The 17,913-nt window shown below is 36.2% G+C and carries 21 protein-coding genes and 1 other annotated feature; of the genes, 7 read left to right on the forward strand and 14 right to left on the reverse strand.

The features are described from left to right. Nucleotides 1-260: 260 nt before the first annotated feature. From AADV52_RS08145 to AADV52_RS08200, 12 genes are all read right to left on the reverse strand, one after another. Nucleotides 261-668 carry a hypothetical protein gene (locus AADV52_RS08145; protein WP_014919616.1) on the reverse strand — a complete coding sequence of 136 codons (408 nt, stop codon included), beginning with the start codon at nucleotides 666-668 and terminating at the stop codon, nucleotides 261-263. A 4-nt stretch (nucleotides 669-672) separates the two neighbouring features. Further along, nucleotides 673-1,062 carry a hypothetical protein gene (locus tag AADV52_RS08150; RefSeq protein WP_014919617.1) on the reverse strand — a complete coding sequence of 130 codons (390 nt, stop codon included), beginning with the start codon at nucleotides 1,060-1,062 and terminating at the stop codon, nucleotides 673-675. A 195-nt stretch (nucleotides 1,063-1,257) separates the two neighbouring features. Further along, entirely contained in the window at nucleotides 1,258-1,599 is a 342-nt protein-coding gene (locus AADV52_RS08155) for a CPBP family intramembrane glutamic endopeptidase (RefSeq protein WP_014919619.1), read from the reverse strand. A 96-nt stretch (nucleotides 1,600-1,695) separates the two neighbouring features. Continuing rightward, entirely contained in the window at nucleotides 1,696-2,031 is a 336-nt protein-coding gene (locus tag AADV52_RS08160) for a helix-turn-helix domain-containing protein (protein WP_014919620.1), read from the reverse strand. 211 nt (nucleotides 2,032-2,242) lie between these two features. After that, nucleotides 2,243-3,187: a serine hydrolase domain-containing protein gene (locus AADV52_RS08165; RefSeq protein ID WP_014919621.1), complete on the reverse strand. Its 945-nt coding sequence runs from the start codon at nucleotides 3,185-3,187 to the stop codon at nucleotides 2,243-2,245. Beyond that, nucleotides 3,187-4,473 (reverse strand): D-alanyl-lipoteichoic acid biosynthesis protein DltD, encoded by a 1,287-nt coding sequence (dltD, locus tag AADV52_RS08170; protein WP_014919622.1) that lies wholly within the window; start codon nucleotides 4,471-4,473, stop codon nucleotides 3,187-3,189. Before dltD ends, AADV52_RS08165 begins: the two co-directional genes overlap by 1 nt. Then, entirely contained in the window at nucleotides 4,466-4,705 is a 240-nt protein-coding gene (gene dltC / locus AADV52_RS08175) for a D-alanine--poly(phosphoribitol) ligase subunit DltC (protein WP_014919623.1), read from the reverse strand. The genes dltD and dltC overlap by 8 nt, the downstream gene beginning before the upstream one ends. Nucleotides 4,706-4,763: 58 nt before the next feature. Further along, nucleotides 4,764-6,002 carry a D-alanyl-lipoteichoic acid biosynthesis protein DltB gene (dltB, locus tag AADV52_RS08180; protein ID WP_014919624.1) on the reverse strand — a complete coding sequence of 413 codons (1,239 nt, stop codon included), beginning with the start codon at nucleotides 6,000-6,002 and terminating at the stop codon, nucleotides 4,764-4,766. Continuing rightward, entirely contained in the window at nucleotides 6,002-7,516 is a 1,515-nt protein-coding gene (gene dltA / locus AADV52_RS08185; RefSeq protein WP_014919625.1) for a D-alanine--poly(phosphoribitol) ligase subunit DltA, read from the reverse strand. Before dltA ends, dltB begins: the two co-directional genes overlap by 1 nt. 15 nt (nucleotides 7,517-7,531) lie before the next feature. Further along, nucleotides 7,532-7,684 (reverse strand): teichoic acid D-Ala incorporation-associated protein DltX, encoded by a 153-nt coding sequence (locus AADV52_RS08190; protein WP_014919626.1) that lies wholly within the window; start codon nucleotides 7,682-7,684, stop codon nucleotides 7,532-7,534. Between the two features lie 178 nt (nucleotides 7,685-7,862). After that, a complete protein-coding gene (locus AADV52_RS08195; RefSeq protein WP_014919627.1) occupies nucleotides 7,863-8,159 on the reverse strand; it encodes a hypothetical protein in 297 nt (98 codons plus the stop codon). 19 nt (nucleotides 8,160-8,178) lie between these two features. After that, nucleotides 8,179-9,315 carry a YncE family protein gene (locus tag AADV52_RS08200; protein WP_014919628.1) on the reverse strand — a complete coding sequence of 379 codons (1,137 nt, stop codon included), beginning with the start codon at nucleotides 9,313-9,315 and terminating at the stop codon, nucleotides 8,179-8,181. 573 nt (nucleotides 9,316-9,888) lie between these two features. Between AADV52_RS08200 and cbpB the strand changes: the two genes are divergently transcribed. The 5 genes from cbpB (at nucleotide 9,889) to AADV52_RS08225 (ending at nucleotide 14,363) form a co-directional block, all read left to right on the forward strand. Continuing rightward, nucleotides 9,889-10,359, forward strand: coding sequence for a cyclic-di-AMP-binding protein CbpB (gene cbpB / locus AADV52_RS08205; RefSeq protein ID WP_014919629.1), 471 nt, complete (start codon nucleotides 9,889-9,891; stop codon nucleotides 10,357-10,359). 131 nt (nucleotides 10,360-10,490) lie between these two features. After that, entirely contained in the window at nucleotides 10,491-12,347 is a 1,857-nt protein-coding gene (locus AADV52_RS08210) for a heavy metal translocating P-type ATPase (protein WP_014919630.1), read from the forward strand. A gap of 57 nt (nucleotides 12,348-12,404) precedes the next feature. After that, nucleotides 12,405-12,461, forward strand: a sequence feature (sodium ion sensor (DUF1646 type); this cis-regulatory element may regulate processes involved in with the transportation of sodium ions). Between the two features lie 39 nt (nucleotides 12,462-12,500). Next, a complete protein-coding gene (locus tag AADV52_RS08215) occupies nucleotides 12,501-13,670 on the forward strand; it encodes a cation:proton antiporter (RefSeq protein ID WP_014919631.1) in 1,170 nt (389 codons plus the stop codon). A gap of 128 nt (nucleotides 13,671-13,798) precedes the next feature. Further along, entirely contained in the window at nucleotides 13,799-14,107 is a 309-nt protein-coding gene (locus AADV52_RS08220; RefSeq protein WP_003625002.1) for a type II toxin-antitoxin system Phd/YefM family antitoxin, read from the forward strand. Further along, complete coding sequence (locus AADV52_RS08225) at nucleotides 14,094-14,363, forward strand: Txe/YoeB family addiction module toxin (protein ID WP_004561119.1); 270 nt, start codon at nucleotides 14,094-14,096, stop codon at nucleotides 14,361-14,363. Before AADV52_RS08220 ends, AADV52_RS08225 begins: the two co-directional genes overlap by 14 nt. Before the next feature lie 37 nt (nucleotides 14,364-14,400). Here the strand turns inward: AADV52_RS08225 and AADV52_RS08230 are convergent, their stop codons facing one another. Further along, on the reverse strand, nucleotides 14,401-15,969 hold the full coding sequence (locus tag AADV52_RS08230) for an ATP-binding cassette domain-containing protein (protein WP_014919632.1): 1,569 nt from the start codon (nucleotides 15,967-15,969) through the stop codon (nucleotides 14,401-14,403). A gap of 4 nt (nucleotides 15,970-15,973) precedes the next feature. Beyond that, nucleotides 15,974-16,603 (reverse strand): DUF4097 family beta strand repeat-containing protein, encoded by a 630-nt coding sequence (locus tag AADV52_RS08235; protein WP_041808867.1) that lies wholly within the window; start codon nucleotides 16,601-16,603, stop codon nucleotides 15,974-15,976. Between the two features lie 91 nt (nucleotides 16,604-16,694). Here AADV52_RS08235 and AADV52_RS08240 point away from each other — a divergent pair, with 91 nt between their 5' ends. Both AADV52_RS08240 and AADV52_RS08245 read left to right on the forward strand, forming a co-directional pair. Continuing rightward, the gene (locus AADV52_RS08240) at nucleotides 16,695-17,552 is read left to right on the forward strand and encodes an Rgg/GadR/MutR family transcriptional regulator (protein WP_014919634.1); all 858 of its coding nucleotides are present in this window, start codon (nucleotides 16,695-16,697) and stop codon (nucleotides 17,550-17,552) included. Then, nucleotides 17,549-17,830 carry a hypothetical protein gene (locus AADV52_RS08245; RefSeq protein ID WP_014919635.1) on the forward strand — a complete coding sequence of 94 codons (282 nt, stop codon included), beginning with the start codon at nucleotides 17,549-17,551 and terminating at the stop codon, nucleotides 17,828-17,830. The genes AADV52_RS08240 and AADV52_RS08245 overlap by 4 nt, the downstream gene beginning before the upstream one ends. The last annotated feature ends 83 nt before the right edge of the window (nucleotides 17,831-17,913 follow it).

The raw sequence follows: 17,913 nt of genomic DNA on the forward strand, positions 1-17,913 counted from the left end.
AGTACCGTTATTTGCATTGCTAGCAGACCATAAGATAATCAGACCGACGCCTATGATAATCCGATTCTTCTACTATTGCGTCTAACGTTGGCAGCATTATATCCTTTATTACCAGCAGTTTGCTTCATGACGGAATTACTTACCAGAATTTAAACAATACCCATTATTACAATGAAAACAAATACACCATATGTAACTAAAGTTGCCATAATATTCGCAATTTCTAAAATCTATTTGCTATCTATCCCCTAAAAATTAGATCACAATATTGCACATAACCCCATAATTACAGCAGCAATTACAATTGCATAAGTCGCAATTACTTGCCATGAACTAGTTAATGGCTTATTTTGTGTCTTTAGTTGTTTTCTCATTTTGTTAGCTCTAACAAGAGCAAAAATAGCAGCAATCCAGAACAAAATACCACCAATAATCGACATTACATGCCCTGCATTACTTATAGCTTTTACATTTCCAATCATTACTAAAATTGGGAAAACAATAAAGAAAATACCAAAAACAACGCCACTCCAAATTGCAAACGGGGCTGTAGTCGGACGAATCTTCAATTTTTTAATATTTTGTGAATATCGGTACGTCAAGTAAAGCTGCAAAATTCCTAAAAGAATTAAAACTAGAGAAATAATGATAATTACTATTTTCTCCACACTTTCACTTAAAAAAGTTCAGAAATCCTGTAAACAGTAACACAAAAGCGATTAAGTAAGTTTGAACCACTTCAAGATTACTGTCATCTTTTTTCAATTTCTTTGACATTTTTCTATCACGTCTAAAAATTGCCAAAGCTGCGAGCATTAATAATATTCCTACAATTACATAGAAAGTGTGACCAAATTTAATATTAGTAGTTCCCGTCATAAAAGTTATTGATGTCAATATCAAAACCACGCCAAAATATCCCCCATAAAAGATTACAGCAGGTGCTGTCGGTAATATCTTTGCTTTTTTATCCCATTTATAGAAGCCATACACGCGATATAATTGCCAAACACCTAGTAACAACATAACGGTATAAAAACCAATCATTACCCAATCAATCATAATATTGGCACTTTCTAAAAACTAAAATTCTGTCTAAGCATTATTCTTCTAGCATTTGCTTGTAAAACTTTATAACGCTTACCGGTTAACATCCAAATAGTTAACAAAATTGGAATGATGACTTCTATCACACAATAAATTATAAAAATGCTATTGCTCGTCGAAATACCTATTGGTTGTAAAAACATGAAGTAATCATATATACCATGAATTATCATCATAGCCCAGAGTTTTCCTGTATAAATAAATAATTGCCCAAACAAGACCACTTACAAAAGCCATAATTACCTGGGAAATAGCAGCAATAAATGGTTCATCCATCACATTAAGCAAATGAAAGGCTCCAAAAATCATTGCGCTGATAATAACTACAAATGTTACTTGATGTTTAGTTTCCTTAAGACATTCTAACAGTGTAACGATAGACAAATATCTGAAAGTTTCTTCTGAAACTCCTGTAGAAATAGCATCAAAGAACGGTTTCCAAGCAAAACGAAACGATGATTGCAGAAATGCTTGGCTAGTAAATCTTGACATTGACCCTGAACAAATATTCCATAAAATATCCCAAATCACGAAAATTATTAAAACTGTTAAAACTAAATATGACCAATTTGAGCTAGTCTTAAATTTTCAATTTGGATTTGATCTATGATCCCAGCAGTAAGTCATGTAGCAAGCGGCTATTAAAAATGCAAGTGCTCCTAAATTAGCATACATTTCAACAATGTTATCAGTATATGCGTGTAATTCATAAACCTCATAATCTTTAAAAAATTCAGCAGGCTGTATATTAATTCCGCTCAACAATTTTACGAAAACAGTTATATCTAATGTTGCTTTTCCATTTTCCCAATTGCTTAAATGGGATTTTGAAGTAATATCCTTGGCAACTTTTTCTATACTTATTCCCTTACTTCTTCTCAGTTCTTTAAATTTACTGCCAAAATTATAACTTTGATAAACCATCTATGAAAGGAAACTCCTATTATGAAAATGACATTTAAAAAATTTATTTTAAATATTATTATTGGTGGAGGATTAGAAGTTGTTACCTATCCATCCTTTTTGAACATATTGACTACAATTAAATTATAAAGCAAGATACTCTTTTGCACACTTTAATAGATCAACCTGTTTACATACAAAAAGACGAGGCTCAACGCCTCGTCTTTTATCTTTAATTAAAGTGCAGCATTATCGACATAATGCGGTTTACTTTCTTTTTAATCTTACCAAATTCACCATGAGCAGTGTGATTATCCTGAATAATAATCATATCCTTAGCACCTTTGGTAGTACGCAAAAAGGTGTAATAACCTTCGCCAGCACCATTCGCTGCCTTGTACTTCTTCAAGTTGTAAAAGCCGCCGTTGTAATATGACGGTGCCTTACCCTTGAAGAGCACTTTTCTGCTTTCTTTAGTCAGTAATTTACCATGTAGGATATACTCAATCGTTTTTGCTAAATCAGCATTAGACATCACAATAGAACCTGCACCTAATTCATTATGTGCATCCTTCACAGCCTGATCATGATCAACTCTCATGAATTGACCAGAACTTCTTTCGTAACCTGGAACCCAGCCAGCAGATTTCAGCTTAGCCATGCGTGACCATAAAAATTCGGTTTGCTTTAACTTAAGCGGCTTGATGTAAGTCTCACGGAATAGCTTTTCATAAGACTTATGTTCCAGCTTAGACAAGATACCGCAGAGGTAAATATAGTTCACCGCAGTATAATGCCACTTGCCTAACTTTCTTCCGTCAAACACGGTGTATTTTGCATCGTGAGCAATATTGGCTTCATCAGAAATAAATTTCGGTGTCCCCAATTGCTGATCGACTTCTAGATCTAATCCAGAAGTCATGGTTAACAAGTTGCTAATCTTGACATTATCTGCACCATCTACGTTAGGGTAAAACTTGGAAAGCGGATCATCTAGTTTCAGCTTTCCCTTTTGCACCTCACGCATAACCATCGCAGCAGTCATTGATTTTTGCACTGAATTAATCAAATAACTAGTGTCAGTACTATTATTTGTAGCGTACTTAAGTAAAGGTTTTCTGTTGCTTGTTACCAAGACAGAGCCTTTAATGCCTAAACGATCAATAGCCTGGCGCACTACTTTGCTTTTAAACTGTTCTTATTAGTCAAATCAACGCTCTTAACATCGTCTTTATTCTGCCACTTCTTGGAGTAGTAGTAGTTAGACATGTAGTAGTTGTAGCGTCTATTTGGTAATTCCATGAATGGCTTAACAGCTTGATCAACTGCAACCCATCCTTTCCAACCTAAGTGAATAGTATCTTCCATGAAGTACTTTTCATTGCCATGTTTTGAAAGATCAACTACATTTTCAAAGCCTTGGTTAACCAGTTGGTGTTCAATCTTAGCAACAGATTCCTGGTACATTTTTTCTGATAAACCAGTGTACTTCATCCATTTTCCGTTAATTGGAGGAATAATGAATAATACATTAGTGTGTTGCTTAGCAAATTGTTCAAGCATCAATTGGAAGTCACCATATTCAACTGAATGGACATAGTCGAAATGACGTTGACTACCTTTCAAACGCATCAATACCTTCTTAGGCAAACGAGTTCTATAGAAAGTATTGTCAATTCCTAAGTTATTTGAATTAGTATGCATTGCAGCTTGTTCTGCAGCAACCTTATTCAAAGCCTTAACAGAATATGCACTTGGTAAAACTTTTGCTTTCTTTTGAATCTTATTTACACGATCGCGCAATTGGAATGCACTGAAGAAGTTATCTTCATTACTCAACATTCTGCGACGATTATTTAAGTAAAACTTTTGGAAAGTAGTTAGTTTCTTGCCTTCCGCAATTTGTTGAAGACTATTCTTGATTTCGCCCTTAACGTCTGGCATTTCAAGCAAACGCTTTGCAGCGTAACGGTCAGTCTTATTATTCTTAGCACTTAACAAGAAATTGCATGCTTGAAGTGGTGAATAATACAAAGCAAAGGCATTAGGATCTTGACCCTTTTTGGTAAACCATTGTGGTGAAATAATCACAACAGCCTTTTTATTCTTAAGTTGCTTAGCTGTGCCTTGCATCCCCAAAAATTGAGCCAAAGATTGACTACCTGGACCACCAAGCAAGAACGGACGGTAATTTCTATGATACTTTTCCGCAATTACACTAGGGTGCAATGGGTCAAATCTTGACAATTCACTTGAACCATAGAAAGGCACATAACCGTCATTAAAAGCTTCTTGCTTCATTGTACTGCCTTTAAAGACAGTAGTATTTTGTGAAGCAGCGGCTTCATCGATTGTTTGCTTAGAAAAAGTTCTTTCCCAGGGAATAAGGAATACAACTAATAAAAGGATAAAAGCGCAAATAACTGGGCCAAAAATTTGCCACAGCCGGCGTTTATTACTCATTTTCTAAGCTTTCCACCTTTGCAACAATCTTATTTGGAGTATCCCATTCAGCACGGTTGAATTCTGAAACAGGAACATCAATATCAAATTTTTCTTGTAAGCTCAAAAGCATTTGTACACTTGCCATTGAGTCGATCAAACCATTGTCAAAGATGTTTTCATCCATTTGATCTGATAAATCTTCACCAGTTAAATCGTTTAAAATATCTAATACACCTTGTTTAGTGTCCATAATTAATACCTCTATTCAACACAAATACTTAATTAATATCATTCCATATTATATAAGCTTATTTCCAACCAAACCATAGTTGACTAAGAAATCCTGAAAAAATCAAGAAACTGAAGCAAACTACGTTGAAAGTCAGGAAAATGGCGAACCATTCAGTAAACTTATTATGTGGAATTTGGTTCTTATGCTTTCTCTTAAATCTGAGCCAAGCATCGTTGATACAGATTGCTGCGGCATGGAAAATACCGTAAACAATGTAGTACCAAGTAAGTCCGTGCCAAAAGCCCATGATTAAGAAGAGCAAGAAATAAGAAGCTTGTGATAATCTAATTCGATTCTTAAACAATTTTTTCTTCATTGCAAAGAAAGTGAATCGCATGTAGATGTAGTCACGGAACCAGAATGACAAAGTCATATGCCAACGGTTCCAGAAATCTTTAATGTTCTTAGAAATAAAAGGCTTATTGAAGTTCATTGGGGTATGAATGCCCATGAAGTATGAAATTGATACGGCAAATAGTGAATAACCTGCAAAGTCAAAGAACAAGTACATGCTGTAACAATACATGTAAGCAAGTACCCACCATGAAAGCTTCAAACCACCATTTGCATTACCAACTGCTAATGCAGAGGCAGTGATCTTTGGCAACCAGTAAGTTCCAAAGAACCAACCAATAACAAATTTGTATAAAAAGCCTTGGAATAAATATCTTACTGCATATTGCAAGTCAGTAATATATGCATCCCTTGTAGGAACCTTTTCATAATCCTTCTTAAATCTACGGTAACGATCAATAGGACCTGATGAAATGGTTGGGAAGAAGAGCAAGAATCTTGCATAAGTTACAGGATCTACCTTCTTAATCACACCATCACGCATTTCCATGATAACTTGGACAGTCTTAAAGGTTACATATGAAATACCTAAGAACCCAATTACAAAGCCAATGGAATTATCAGGGAAAGCTGTCAAATACTTAACTGCAGCTAATGGAATAATTGCCAAAATTACTGCTAAGCTAAATACCCAAGTCTTATTTTTACCGTGATGACGATAATACTGATATGCAAAGATCAAGATAAACTCATAAACCAGCCAGATTAATAAGTTAACCCCTTGCTGCCAGTGACTACCATCAAAAATCAAGAATAAGAAAACAATTGAGAAAATTGCTTCATATGTCTTGAAACGATGACCGAAGTATAATCCCAAAATGATTGGAATTAATGCAATCATCAAGTAAACGAAATATTGCGGATTTGAGTAAGGTTGTAAGTTAATGAAATTAAAATTCACTACTTATTAACCTCCTTAATAACCGCCTTGATGTCTACCTTGCCGTTTTGTGAAATTGGCAATTTATCTTGGTAAACAAAACGTTGTGGAATCATGTAAGGCATAACGTTCTTAGCCAAATCTTCACGAATCTCCTTAGTTAAGGCAGCTTCTGAATGTTGACGCGCTACGCCTTGCTTCAATTCGATTTCTGCAACGATCTGCTTAACAGTGTGGTCTTTACTATATTTAGGAGCCGCAACGCCATAACGAACGTATTTGTTCTTAGTTAAGTAGAAGTTGATTTCTTCAAGTTCGATTCTGTAACCATTGAACTTGATTTGGAAGTCAATTCTACCGCGATAAAAGAGCATATCGCCGTCAAAGAATCCGGCATCCCCACTGCGGTAGCTAGCATACTTTTTACCATCTTCATGGAAGAAAGCAGCTTCTGTTTTTTCTGGGTTATTCATGTAGCCCTTTGAAACGTTTGGACCGCTAATAATGATTTCACCTTCACCAGGCTTATCACCCTTTGAAGCATCAATTGTAATTTCAGTATCTTCTTTTACTTTACCAATTGGCAAACGATCATACTTTTCAAGTACTTCATCAGTAATTTCAACTTGAGTAACGGCAACTGTAGTTTCAGTTGGGCCATAAGTATTGAAAATATGACTAGCAGGGAATTTCTTCTTAAGCATGTCTGCTTCACTATGTGGCAATTCTTCCCCACAGAATAAGAAGTGAGTCAAATCTGGGTGATGTTCACTATCAAAGGTCTTATCCAAGAAGCACATTTGTGCAAATGATGGTGTAGATACCCATACGTTAAATTGCATCTTTGGCAAAGTTTGGAATAATTGGCCAAAGTTTTGGGTAACATCATGTGGAAGTACCACTAACTTACCAGCAGAAACAAGTGCTGGGTAAAGACTCATAACTGATAAGTCGAAAGAATATGGTGCTTGTGCCAAGAAACTTGGATTTTCTGGCAAATTAAAGTCTGATAATTCCCAGTTTACGAAACTAAGCAAATTGTCATGACTAATTTGTACACCCTTAGGCTTACCAGTTGTACCAGAGGTAAAGATAATGTAGTAATTATCGTCACCTTCGACAAAGTCATCTTCATTAACAGTAAAGTCACCGTCTTCAACTTCACTAGCCTTAAGTACTTGAAGGTCAGATAAATCAACATCTGGTAATGGATCAATTTCCAAAACCATTGGTGATTTTGAAACGTCTTGGATCATAGTCAAACGTTCAGCGTTTGAGTAGCTAGCAATTGGAATATATGCGTGACCTGACTTAACACAGCCAAGGAAACTAGCGATCATTTCAAAAGTTTGACCGCCCCAGATCATGATTGGGGCATGATCCGGAATATCCATAGCAGCAATCTTGTGTGCCCACGCATTAGAACGCTGCTTTAGTTCGCCATATGTATTGGTTTTACCAAGATAGTCGTAAACAACACGATCTGGTTCTTGTTCAGCTATCTCGTCTATTCTCTTAATAACATCTTGAATCATGTGACAGCACCTACCTTAAAATTCGTTGTAAATGAAATGAACTGAAGTAAGTCCACTATACTCATACAAATAAATAAGGGCCATCAGGATTCCAAAATAAATAATTGTTTTCAAGACAAACATACCGATGCGTTTGCCACGAGAATCAATTTTCGTTTTCTTATCCATTATTTCTCCCTCAAGTAATATTTTTGTAATAATTTATTACTTTGCCTTATAAATAATTTATTACTTTGACTTATATTACTACAAATAGCAATAATAAGCGTATCATCGTTATACATTTTAACAAATTTAAACTTTTTCTTAAATTAAAGCTGCAGAAAAATATACGGAAACTGTTTTATTATTGTATTTTTTTGCAATTACGGTATGCCAAATACAGTGGAATGGCAATAATTACCGCAACGATGATTAGAGCAAAGATCAATAAGCGCATCATATTTTTAGGATCAGTCCAGCGATTGCTTTTTGCAGTGGTCAAAACATACACTGCAAAAAGCACAATAATGATTAATTCGCCTAAACAAAACCATGAGTGCAAATTTTGATACAAATACAGGTACGTTGTTGCCGGCAATAAACAAAACCAGCCCGCAAAACGCAGCCAAAAGATTTCTTTTTGATGATAATTGAGATTCATTACTCGCTTCCTTTCATTATTAATTGCCAAATAGCGCATTAATATTAATTGATAAAACTCGATCCATTACCACAATATTAGGTCTAGCATATTGCTGCGATGCCGATTCAAATAGACAGAGCAGTTGTCCCTTATAAGCTGTAATCTGCTCCAAATATGGCGGCATTTCTAGTTCTAGCTCAGCATTCTTTTCATCCAGTGCATTCAAAGCCGAAGTTGGAAAAACGTATAGCTTCGAGTTGCCGCTTCCGTATGACTGACTCAAGAAGATCTTATTTTGATAAATTGCGATCCCCTGAATCTGCTTGTCCATACTTGTTTCACCAGTTGGATCCGACCACTGCAGAGTACCCGTAACAGATTTTACTTCATTATTAGTAATTGAGCCTTTATTTTTACCGTTGCGCGCAATCCGGTATGCTGCAACTTTTCCGCGTCCATACATGTTGAAAAATCCAACGAACAATTGACTATCATAATAAGTAACTGCTGAAGCCTTTTCAACTGCAGGAATCGCAATCTGGTGATCATACTTAATTGGAATCCTGCTTCCTGGCTTATATTCTTTCATATCTTTTAACGAAAATGCAGCTAACGCTGAAGATTTGCCCAATGATCCTGTAACCCAAATATTTTTAGCTACAGGATCATAGGCAATACCGCCCAAATGCGGTCTGCCGGGAACCTGAATTGTCTTAATATATTTGCCCGTCTTTTTATCTAAAACATAAATAACCGAAGCATGAACATGGTCTCCATCATAGGCAGTAATCAAAATGTACTTGCTTGCTACAGCAATTCCCTGCGGCGTCATCGCAGTCGCTACATCATATTTTTTAGTCTTAAAATTATAAGCCTTAGTCGAAATCAGGCCTGGAATAATAAAATCTTTTCCATCCCATGTCCTCGGTGGAACATAAGTAGATACCTTATTGATGAAAGGATAATTTTCACGTAAAGCTTTTTGATAGTTTTTGAAATTATGCCAAGCTGCACTAGTATTTGTCCCATCTTTAGCTTTTACTACTTTAGGACGCTCTCGCAGCATTTCTTGTTTTTGCAGCCATTGATAGCCAAAATAGCCACCTGTTCCGACACCTACTAAGATGAGAACAGCTATTATCAATTGCAAAACAAACTTACCAAATTTTTTCACTGAACTGTTCCTTTCTCTACCTTTTTGACATGTCTTATATTATAACCACTATTCAAGATACTTTTATTAATCTGCTAACAATTTTCTTTAAAAATATAGATTTTTCGAAAATAAAGTGTATTTCGTCACACTTTTTTCACAATTTAAGGTTATACTATGCAATGTAGCAAGTAAGAATTCTACTTACTACAACTCAACTTTTTTGTTTTTCATTCATACTCCTCCAAGTAAATAATGAAAATAAAAAAAATTGACTTACTCCAATTAGTCAATTTCATATCTATCCCTTTCGGCTCACGTGCGTTGCGTGAGCTTTTCTTATACGCAAAATCAATTTCTTAAATGCTTCGCAAGCAAATCTTTACCTTTTCATAAGAATTTGAACATTTTTAATTCACATTTAGCATGTAGTATATAAATCGTAGCAAGGCGGTAGAAACTTGTTACATACTCCCACTTTTTTATTTCATTCATTCTTACTCCTCCAAAGTAGATGAAACTAATAAGGTCCGCAAAATTTTGCGGGCCTTTTCCTTTTTTCCTGTATATTTAAGGTAGAAAAGAGGCGCAAATATGTTTTCACCATCAATCAAACATTTAATTCAAGAAAAATCAGGTTCGTTTTTAATTCCAGCTAGTCGGATTGCTTTCGTTCAAGATGACAATCCCCTCTATCATGCCTTTTTAATCCTTACTAAAGTTAAATATTCTAAGATTCCAGTTTTAGATAAAGATAAAAAAGTGGTCGGTTTGTTAAATTTAGCTATGATTACAGACAAGATGCTAACAAATGAAGAAATTTCTACCGCACCGTTAGATCAATTAAAAGTCAAAGATGTCATGCAAACAAAGTTCGATAAAATAAATTTTGTGCAAACTACACTAGAAGCACAACTGCATTTATTAATTAATAATGCCTTCTTGCCAGTCGTCGATGACCGTGGCGTTTTCCAAGGATTGCTTACTAGACGTGAGTGGATCAAAGCATTTAATTATGTAACTCATACGTATGATAAGCACTATAAATCTATCAAAATAAAATAACTGTTAGGCAGCTTGCAAAAAGCTGTCTTTTTTAATGATTGAAATTAGTTTTCTATTTACATATCCTTATGGCAAAAGAATGTTAGAATGATTTGAGTAGAGTGATGTATTTACTTTTTTGGAGGCTATATATGAAACGTCAATGGAAATTTATTGTCGTTTTAATTGCCGGGGTAATAAGTTTAATTTTTGAATTTGGTTTGCATGCTTCTACTCTATTTGTAACGCCAATTCTTAAATTACAAATGAATCCGCAAGCAATTATTATCCACATTTTGGGTATTTGGATTTCCGTTCTCCTATTAATGGAAATATTTAATGATTGGAAATCTGGCCGTTACGGTGTCGATATTTTGGCCGTAATTGCGATCGTTTCTACCATTTTAATCAACAATTACTGGGCTGAATGGATGATCTTGGTAATGTCTACTGGTGGTGAAACCCTAGAAGACTACGCTACAGGTCAAGCCAGCAAGGAATTGCGTTCCCTTTTGAACAATACTCCTCGTATTGCTAACAAGTTAGTTAATGGCAAGATTAGTGAAATTAACGTTGAAGACTTGAAGATTGGTGACATCGTTTTGATCAAGCCTGGTCAACAAGTCCCAGTTGACGGTGAAATTGTTAAAGGCGACTCAAGTTTTGACCAATCATCATTAACTGGTGAATCTGTTCCTGTTGCTAAAAAGCCGGGCGATGAACTGATGTCTGGTTCCGTTAACGGTGATGCAGCCGTTCAAATGAAGGTTACGAAAGCTGCCAAGGATTCAGAATATCAGTCAATTGTTGCCTTGGTTAAGTCAGCACAAGCTCAGCCAGCTAAGTTCGTTAAGATGGCTGACCGTTACGCCGTTCCATTCACCATCATTTCATTGATCATTGGTGGTGTCGCATGGGCTGTATCTGGGGATGCCACAAGATTTGCGGAAGTTATGGTTGTTGCTTCTCCATGTCCACTTTTGATTGCAGCTCCTGTTGCTTTGGTCAGTGGTATGAGTTCAATGTCAGCACACCACATCATTGTTAAGTCAGGTCCAACTCTTGAAAAGTTAGCTCGTGCTAAGACTTTCGCCTTTGATAAGACTGGTACGTTAACTGAAAATCAATTAGTTGTTGATCAAATCATCCCTGAAGGTGATGGTCTTTCAAAAGAAGAATTGCAAAGCTTAGCTGCTAGTGTTGAACACCAATCTAGCCACGTTATTGCCAGCTCTTTGGTTAAGGCTACTGACAGCAGTTTAATCAAGCCAGTTACCAACTTAAAGGAAACCACCGCTCAAGGTGTAGAAGGCGACGTAGATGGTAAGCATGTTAAGGTTGGTAAATTAAGCTTCGTTGCTCCTGATCATGAAAAGATTGCTGTAACTTCAACTGCTGTCTTTGTCTCAGTCGATGGCAAGTTTGCTGGTTATATCACTATGATGGATGAAATTCGTCCTGAAACAGCTGAAACCATTGCTAAGTTGAAGCGTCAAGGTGCAGAAGACATCATGATGCTTACCGGTGACCACATGCAAGTTGCCGAAAAGGTTGGTAAAAAGGCTGGTATTACCGATATTCGTGCCGATCTTTTACCAGCTGAAAAGATTAAGGCTATTAAGGAAGTGCCTAAAGACTTACGTCCTGTTGTTATGACTGGTGACGGTGTTAACGATGCTCCAAGTTTGACTGCTGCTGACGTTGGTATCGCTATGGGTGCCAAAGGCGCAACAGCTGCTAGTGAAAGTGCCGACGCCGTTATCATGGTTAACGATTTATCCAAGGTTAACGATGCGGTTGCCATTTCTAAGCACACTATGAAGGTTGCTAACATCGACGTTTTAACTGCTATTGGTGTTGTTATCATCATCGAATTGATTGCCTTCACTGGTGTCATCCCTGCCTTTTGGGGTGCTATCTTGCAAGAAGTTGTCGACATGATTACTATCAGTTTGGGACTTCTTGCTAAGACTAAACCAAGCAACAAGCAATTTGGTTTGGAAGAGTAATTTGCATCCAGTTTAGAAAAATATTAAAATTAAACTCAACTGAATATTTCATTTAGTGGTTGGGTTTTTATCAGAATAAAAGCTTTCAAGATTTGCTTCTTTGGGTCAAGAAGCACCTTGAAAGCTTTTTGCTTTTTTATAGAAAGGGAATACATGCATTTTTTAGGGGAATTAATCTTAATCCTTTTAACTACAGTTTTATTAGGACAGGTCTTTGCTCGCTTTAATATGCCTGCAGTTATCGGACAATTATTATCAGGAATCATATTGGGCCCTGCTATCTTAAATTGGGTAACACCAAACGACATCGTCAGTCTATTCTCAGAGTTTGGGGTAATCCTGTTAATGTTCTTAGCAGGTCTGGAAAGTGACCTGGACTTATTAAAGAAATACTTCAAGTTAAGTTTCACCGTAGCTAGTGTCGGAGTTATCTTACCCGTTGTCTTCATGGGTATTGCCAGCTATTTCTTCGGCATGAAACCACTTGAAGCTCTCTTTATCGGAATTGTCTTTGCGGCAACCAGTGTGTCAATCTCCGTTGTAGTATTGCAAGAAGCACAACAACTCCATACCCGTGCCGGTACAGCAATTTTAGGAGCAGCCGTAGTTGACGATATTTTAGCGGTTGTTGTATTAAGTTTGTTCACTACTTTCAGTCATGAAGGCGGCAAGAGTGGGTTAACTAACAACTTCTTTATTAATATCTTGATCGAAATTGTCTACTTCGTTGTTGTGTGGATCATCTTTAAGTTCGTTGCGCCATACTTTATGAAGGCTTCCGAAAAAATCGATGTTGATTACTCCGTAGTTATCGGTTCACTTGTCTTAGCTTTAACAATGGCTTGGGCTGCCGACTTCGTTGGATTATCCGCCGTTGTAGGTGCATTCTTTGGTGGTTTGGCTATTAGACAAACGCCACAATATAAAGAAGTTCACTCTTCAGTTTCTGCAATTGGTTACGCGATTTTTATTCCGGTGTTCTTCGCTGACATCGGTCTTTCAATGACCTTTGAGAGCTTCTTCAAGGATATTTGGTTCATCATTGTGATGACAATCTTAGCTCTCTTATCCAAATTCTGGGCTGGTAAATACTCAAGCGAAGTCTTCGGTTTTACTAAAAATGAAGGCAACATTGTGGGGGCCGGGATGGTTTCTCGTGGAGAAGTTGCCTTGATCGTGGCACAGATCGGGATCGCTCATCACCTCTTCCCTGAAGATATTTACTCCAGTTTGATTTTAGTAATCATCGTTACAACGGTGCTTTCACCATTTATCTTGAATCACTTTATTAAAAAGCAAAAAGATAGTACAGAATTTATGTAAAAGAAAGTCTTCGACAAGGCGTCGGGGATTTTTCATGTTCGCTTGCGAACGAATACTAGATTTTTCAGTCTTAAAATGTAGACACAATTTAGCCTACATAATATAATGCTGTTAGGAGATGACGGAACATGCTACAAACACCTAATAATATTAAAGCAGTTACTGCTCGTGACCTACGTAATAACTTTAAAAAAATTGCTGATGACATTAATGACTATGATACTACAGTTATTGTTGCTCGTCCTAAAGACAAAAACGTCGTAATTATTTCACAAAAAGAATATGATTCATGGCAAGAGACCTCATATCTTCTAGGGACTAAGGCAAATCGTGATGCATTAGCAGAAGCTAAAGAATCGTTTGAAAATAAAGATACCCGAAACAAAATCTTAACCCCAGAAGAATTCGAGGCTCTAACTAAAGATGACGAAGCTTAACGTAAATTTTAACTATAATGCCTGGGATGAATATCTAGAGTGGAAGAAAGAAGATAAAAAAACTTCAAAGAAAATCGATGGTCTCATTAGAGATTGTCAACGCCATCCATTCACTGGAAAAGGAAAACCTGAGCCTTTAAAGGCAAATTTAAGCGGTACATGGTCTCGAAAAATTAATCACAAAGATCGTATGGTTTATTCAGTTACGGCAACAGAACTTCAAATATGGCAACTAAAATATCACTATTCTAAATAGAAAGTCCTCGACAATAAGTCGGGGATTTTTTATATTCTTAAATAAACTGTTCTAAATCGATCACTTGATCATATTTCTGTAACTCCTCTGGTTCATAATGGTGAATTACTTCCACAAAGGTCAAATCAGACTCTAACAAGTAATCATGAATCTGATCTGAGATCTTTTTATCAAGGGATGCATTAATTTCATCAAGCAGCAGTACTGGCCGCTTCATTAAAATGGCACGAGCCAATTCAATTCTTGCTAGCTGCCCACCAGACAATTGATCCGCATTATCGCCTAAAGAATAATCCCATCCTTTCTCTTTCACGATGGTGTCTAGTCCCAACTTGGTGCAGACTTCCATTACCATTTCCCGGGAAATATCTACGCCAAGAGTTAAGTTAAACCATAAATTGTCCGCAAAAATTACAGGACTTTGACTAGCGTATGAAAAGATATTGGCGAATCCACCAGCCTTAGCTTGGCTATTATTCAAAATAATATCTTTAGCCTGACCGAATTCTCCTGTCATTAAGTATTGCAAAAGCGTTGATTTACCAGTACCCGATGGTCCAATAACCGCTACTTTTTGTTCAGCCTTAATCTTTAAATTAAGATGTCTAGCCAGCTCCTGATCTTTTCTAATTAAAGTTAAATCATCCACTTCCAATTCACTAAAATCATTTTCAGAAACGTCTTCAGTTTTCTTGCCTTCGGCAATATACTTTTCAGCTTTAGCAACAATCTTTTTAGTAGTTGATAACTTATTGCGATCTTCTAAAATTGCCAAAATTGGATTAACAAAAGAATTCGACAACTGCACGATTGCAAATAATGCACCCAATGTAGTTTGTCCATTAACTACCATGTAAATCCCTACTAAGAATGGCACTGTAAAGGTAAATAAGTTAGCAATCAAGCTGACCCATGAAATTGTGTCCAAGTTCAGTAAATTCATCTTGCGCAGTGCTGCTTCTAATTGGTTAACGAACACATTATTCTTCTTAACAGCATTATCTTGCTTATCATATAACTTCAACGTTGAACTACCAGCTAAAAAATTCTTGATATGACTAACATACTTATCATTGGCGTTAGTCCAATTTTCGGAAGCAGTCTGAATTTTCCTTTGAAAGAAGCTAGACACTATCATCGGTAAGCATGAACCTATTAGGAAAAGCAAGGTTACTAACCAGTTAACCGACAATGCATAGCCTAATGCAAAAATGATCATGTACGCTTGCATCATGATTTCAATTTCTGCATCAAAACGATTAGTTTCTAATAATTTAAAATCTGTAGTTAGATAACCTAAACTATTAGTATTTTCATCACTAGATTGTTTAAGCATCCCTTTTAAGATACCAAGCCGTAAAGTAATATTTGCTTCTTGAATCGCACCTGTTTTTAAACGATTGAAAATAAGTGAAGCTAAAAAGGTAATCAACAGACCACTAACAGCAATTAACAAAATTTGCGGTAAGTCACTGAAACTTCTTTGCGTAGCAATATTAGTCAACGTCTGCACCATATAAGCCACGATAATCTGTTGCATACTGGCAATTAAGCCGAAGATAATCATACTGATAAATTTAGAATGTGAAGAGTATTTATAGATCATATTTCTATCCTCCACAACTTACCGTTATGTCGCCATTTGAATTATCAATGCTTAATACTCTTCGCGCCTTGTCATTCTTGCTGTAAGAGTCGCCTTTATCTGAACCATTTATCTCAACGTGTCCATTTAATGTATCCAGATCATAACCGTCAGCTGTACTATGATCGACCATAATATTGCCGTTTGAAAGATCAATTTCACCTTGACTAACAGCAACGCCTTGAACCGTAACGCTACCGTTAGAATTATCGATTTCAATATTTTTTAACTTTTCATTTGGTAATTCAATCGTAATTTGTGGTACTACAGAATGTTTTTTGAATAAGTCAAAGAGATTTCCATTAACCACCTTAATGCCATCTTTATCTTCAACAATTAATTGCTTATTCTTGATTTCCACTTTTGGAAGCAACTTCTGTCTTCCCTCAAAAAGAACACGGTAATGACTGCCTCGTTTGACTTTAATATTGGCATTACTGGTATCAACTTTTACTTGGTTAAATTTGCGATTGGTTAAAACTTTTTGTACCACTTGTTCTGAACCTGCTTTATTCATATCCTGCACCTTTAAAGTTCCTAAGATGACTAAAATAATTGCAATAGCCAAAATTAACATTTTTAATCCTCTTTTCATTTCTATCCCTCGCTACTTGAATTGTTTTTAGTATTGCAGGATAATGAATAAAAATGTGAAGAATTTGCAGATCTGCAAATCGAGGTGTGACATGTTTAAATATGGCTCAGTTTATAAAAAATTACGAAAAGAACAAGAAATCACGCAAACTGAGGCGTGCAAGGAAATTTGTTCAATTTCTAAACTCTCTTGTTGGGAAAACAATCAGGTAGAAGTAGAATTCAGTACGGCAATTGCGTTACTCAAACGCATTAACATTACGCTAGATGAATTCACCGAACGGACAAACATCGAAGCAGAATTTGAACTGCCTGATGAGATAGTTACAGCAATTAAGGATGAAGATGTTCCTGTACTACGTAAGTATGCGCAGGATCATTTAGCTAAATATCACGCTAGCAAAAACATTCTTGAATTAAAAAATATTATGCTAGTCTGTAACCAACTGCTTTTAAATGAGGGGAAGAATTACCTGACTACTGCTGATATTCAACGCATTGGCTCTTATCTGCTACATAATACAGTCTGGTCTAAATACAACATTACCTTGTTTGCCAATTCACCCTTCTTGTTGAATTCCGAAATTGGCTTTAAAATCGCCATGCGGATCGTCCATAACTTTGACCAAGTTAGCGATTTGACTGATAATCTCACAATCTTTATGGGTGGTCTCTCAGATACTGTTATTGCTTTTATTTTTAAAAAGAAACTAGACTACGCACAACAGTTATTAGATGAATTGCGTAAGATCGAACTTCCGCCTCATTTCATGTTTTTTGATCTTACCTTAACCTTTTTGCAACGGGGCATCGACTACTGTCAGACTGGAAATGAACAACCAGTTCTAGCAATATTTAATAATTTGATACAATTGAACTGCTCACGCCATGCACAGAAATTGTTAGAAGCCTTCAAGGAAGTTAAACAAATTTGGGAGGACAATGAATGAATCCTACAGAGAAAATACGCTTAGCTAAAAAGATTTCCGCACTCATTGCAATTATTGCCTGGGTAATAACTATTATTTTCATGGCAGTAAAGATTTATGGTTGGATACAAGATCCGCACCTACCTGCTATCCATGATCAATTTGTTGCTATTATCGGCTTTATTCCATTAGTTAGTGGCTTTCATCCCGGTATTTGGTGCTTTGATATTGCAGTCCTTGCCACTATTGTTTGGCTAATTTTGCATTCATTCTATGGAAAAGAAAATCGTTCCCACTAATGTGTGAACGATTTTTTGGCTCTATAATTTTTCCTGTTGATGACTTATCTATATGATAAGCTGTTAACAGGATTTTTTATTGC

The organism is Lactobacillus helveticus, from assembly GCF_046109915.1.
GTDB lineage: Bacteria > Bacillota > Bacilli > Lactobacillales > Lactobacillaceae > Lactobacillus > Lactobacillus helveticus.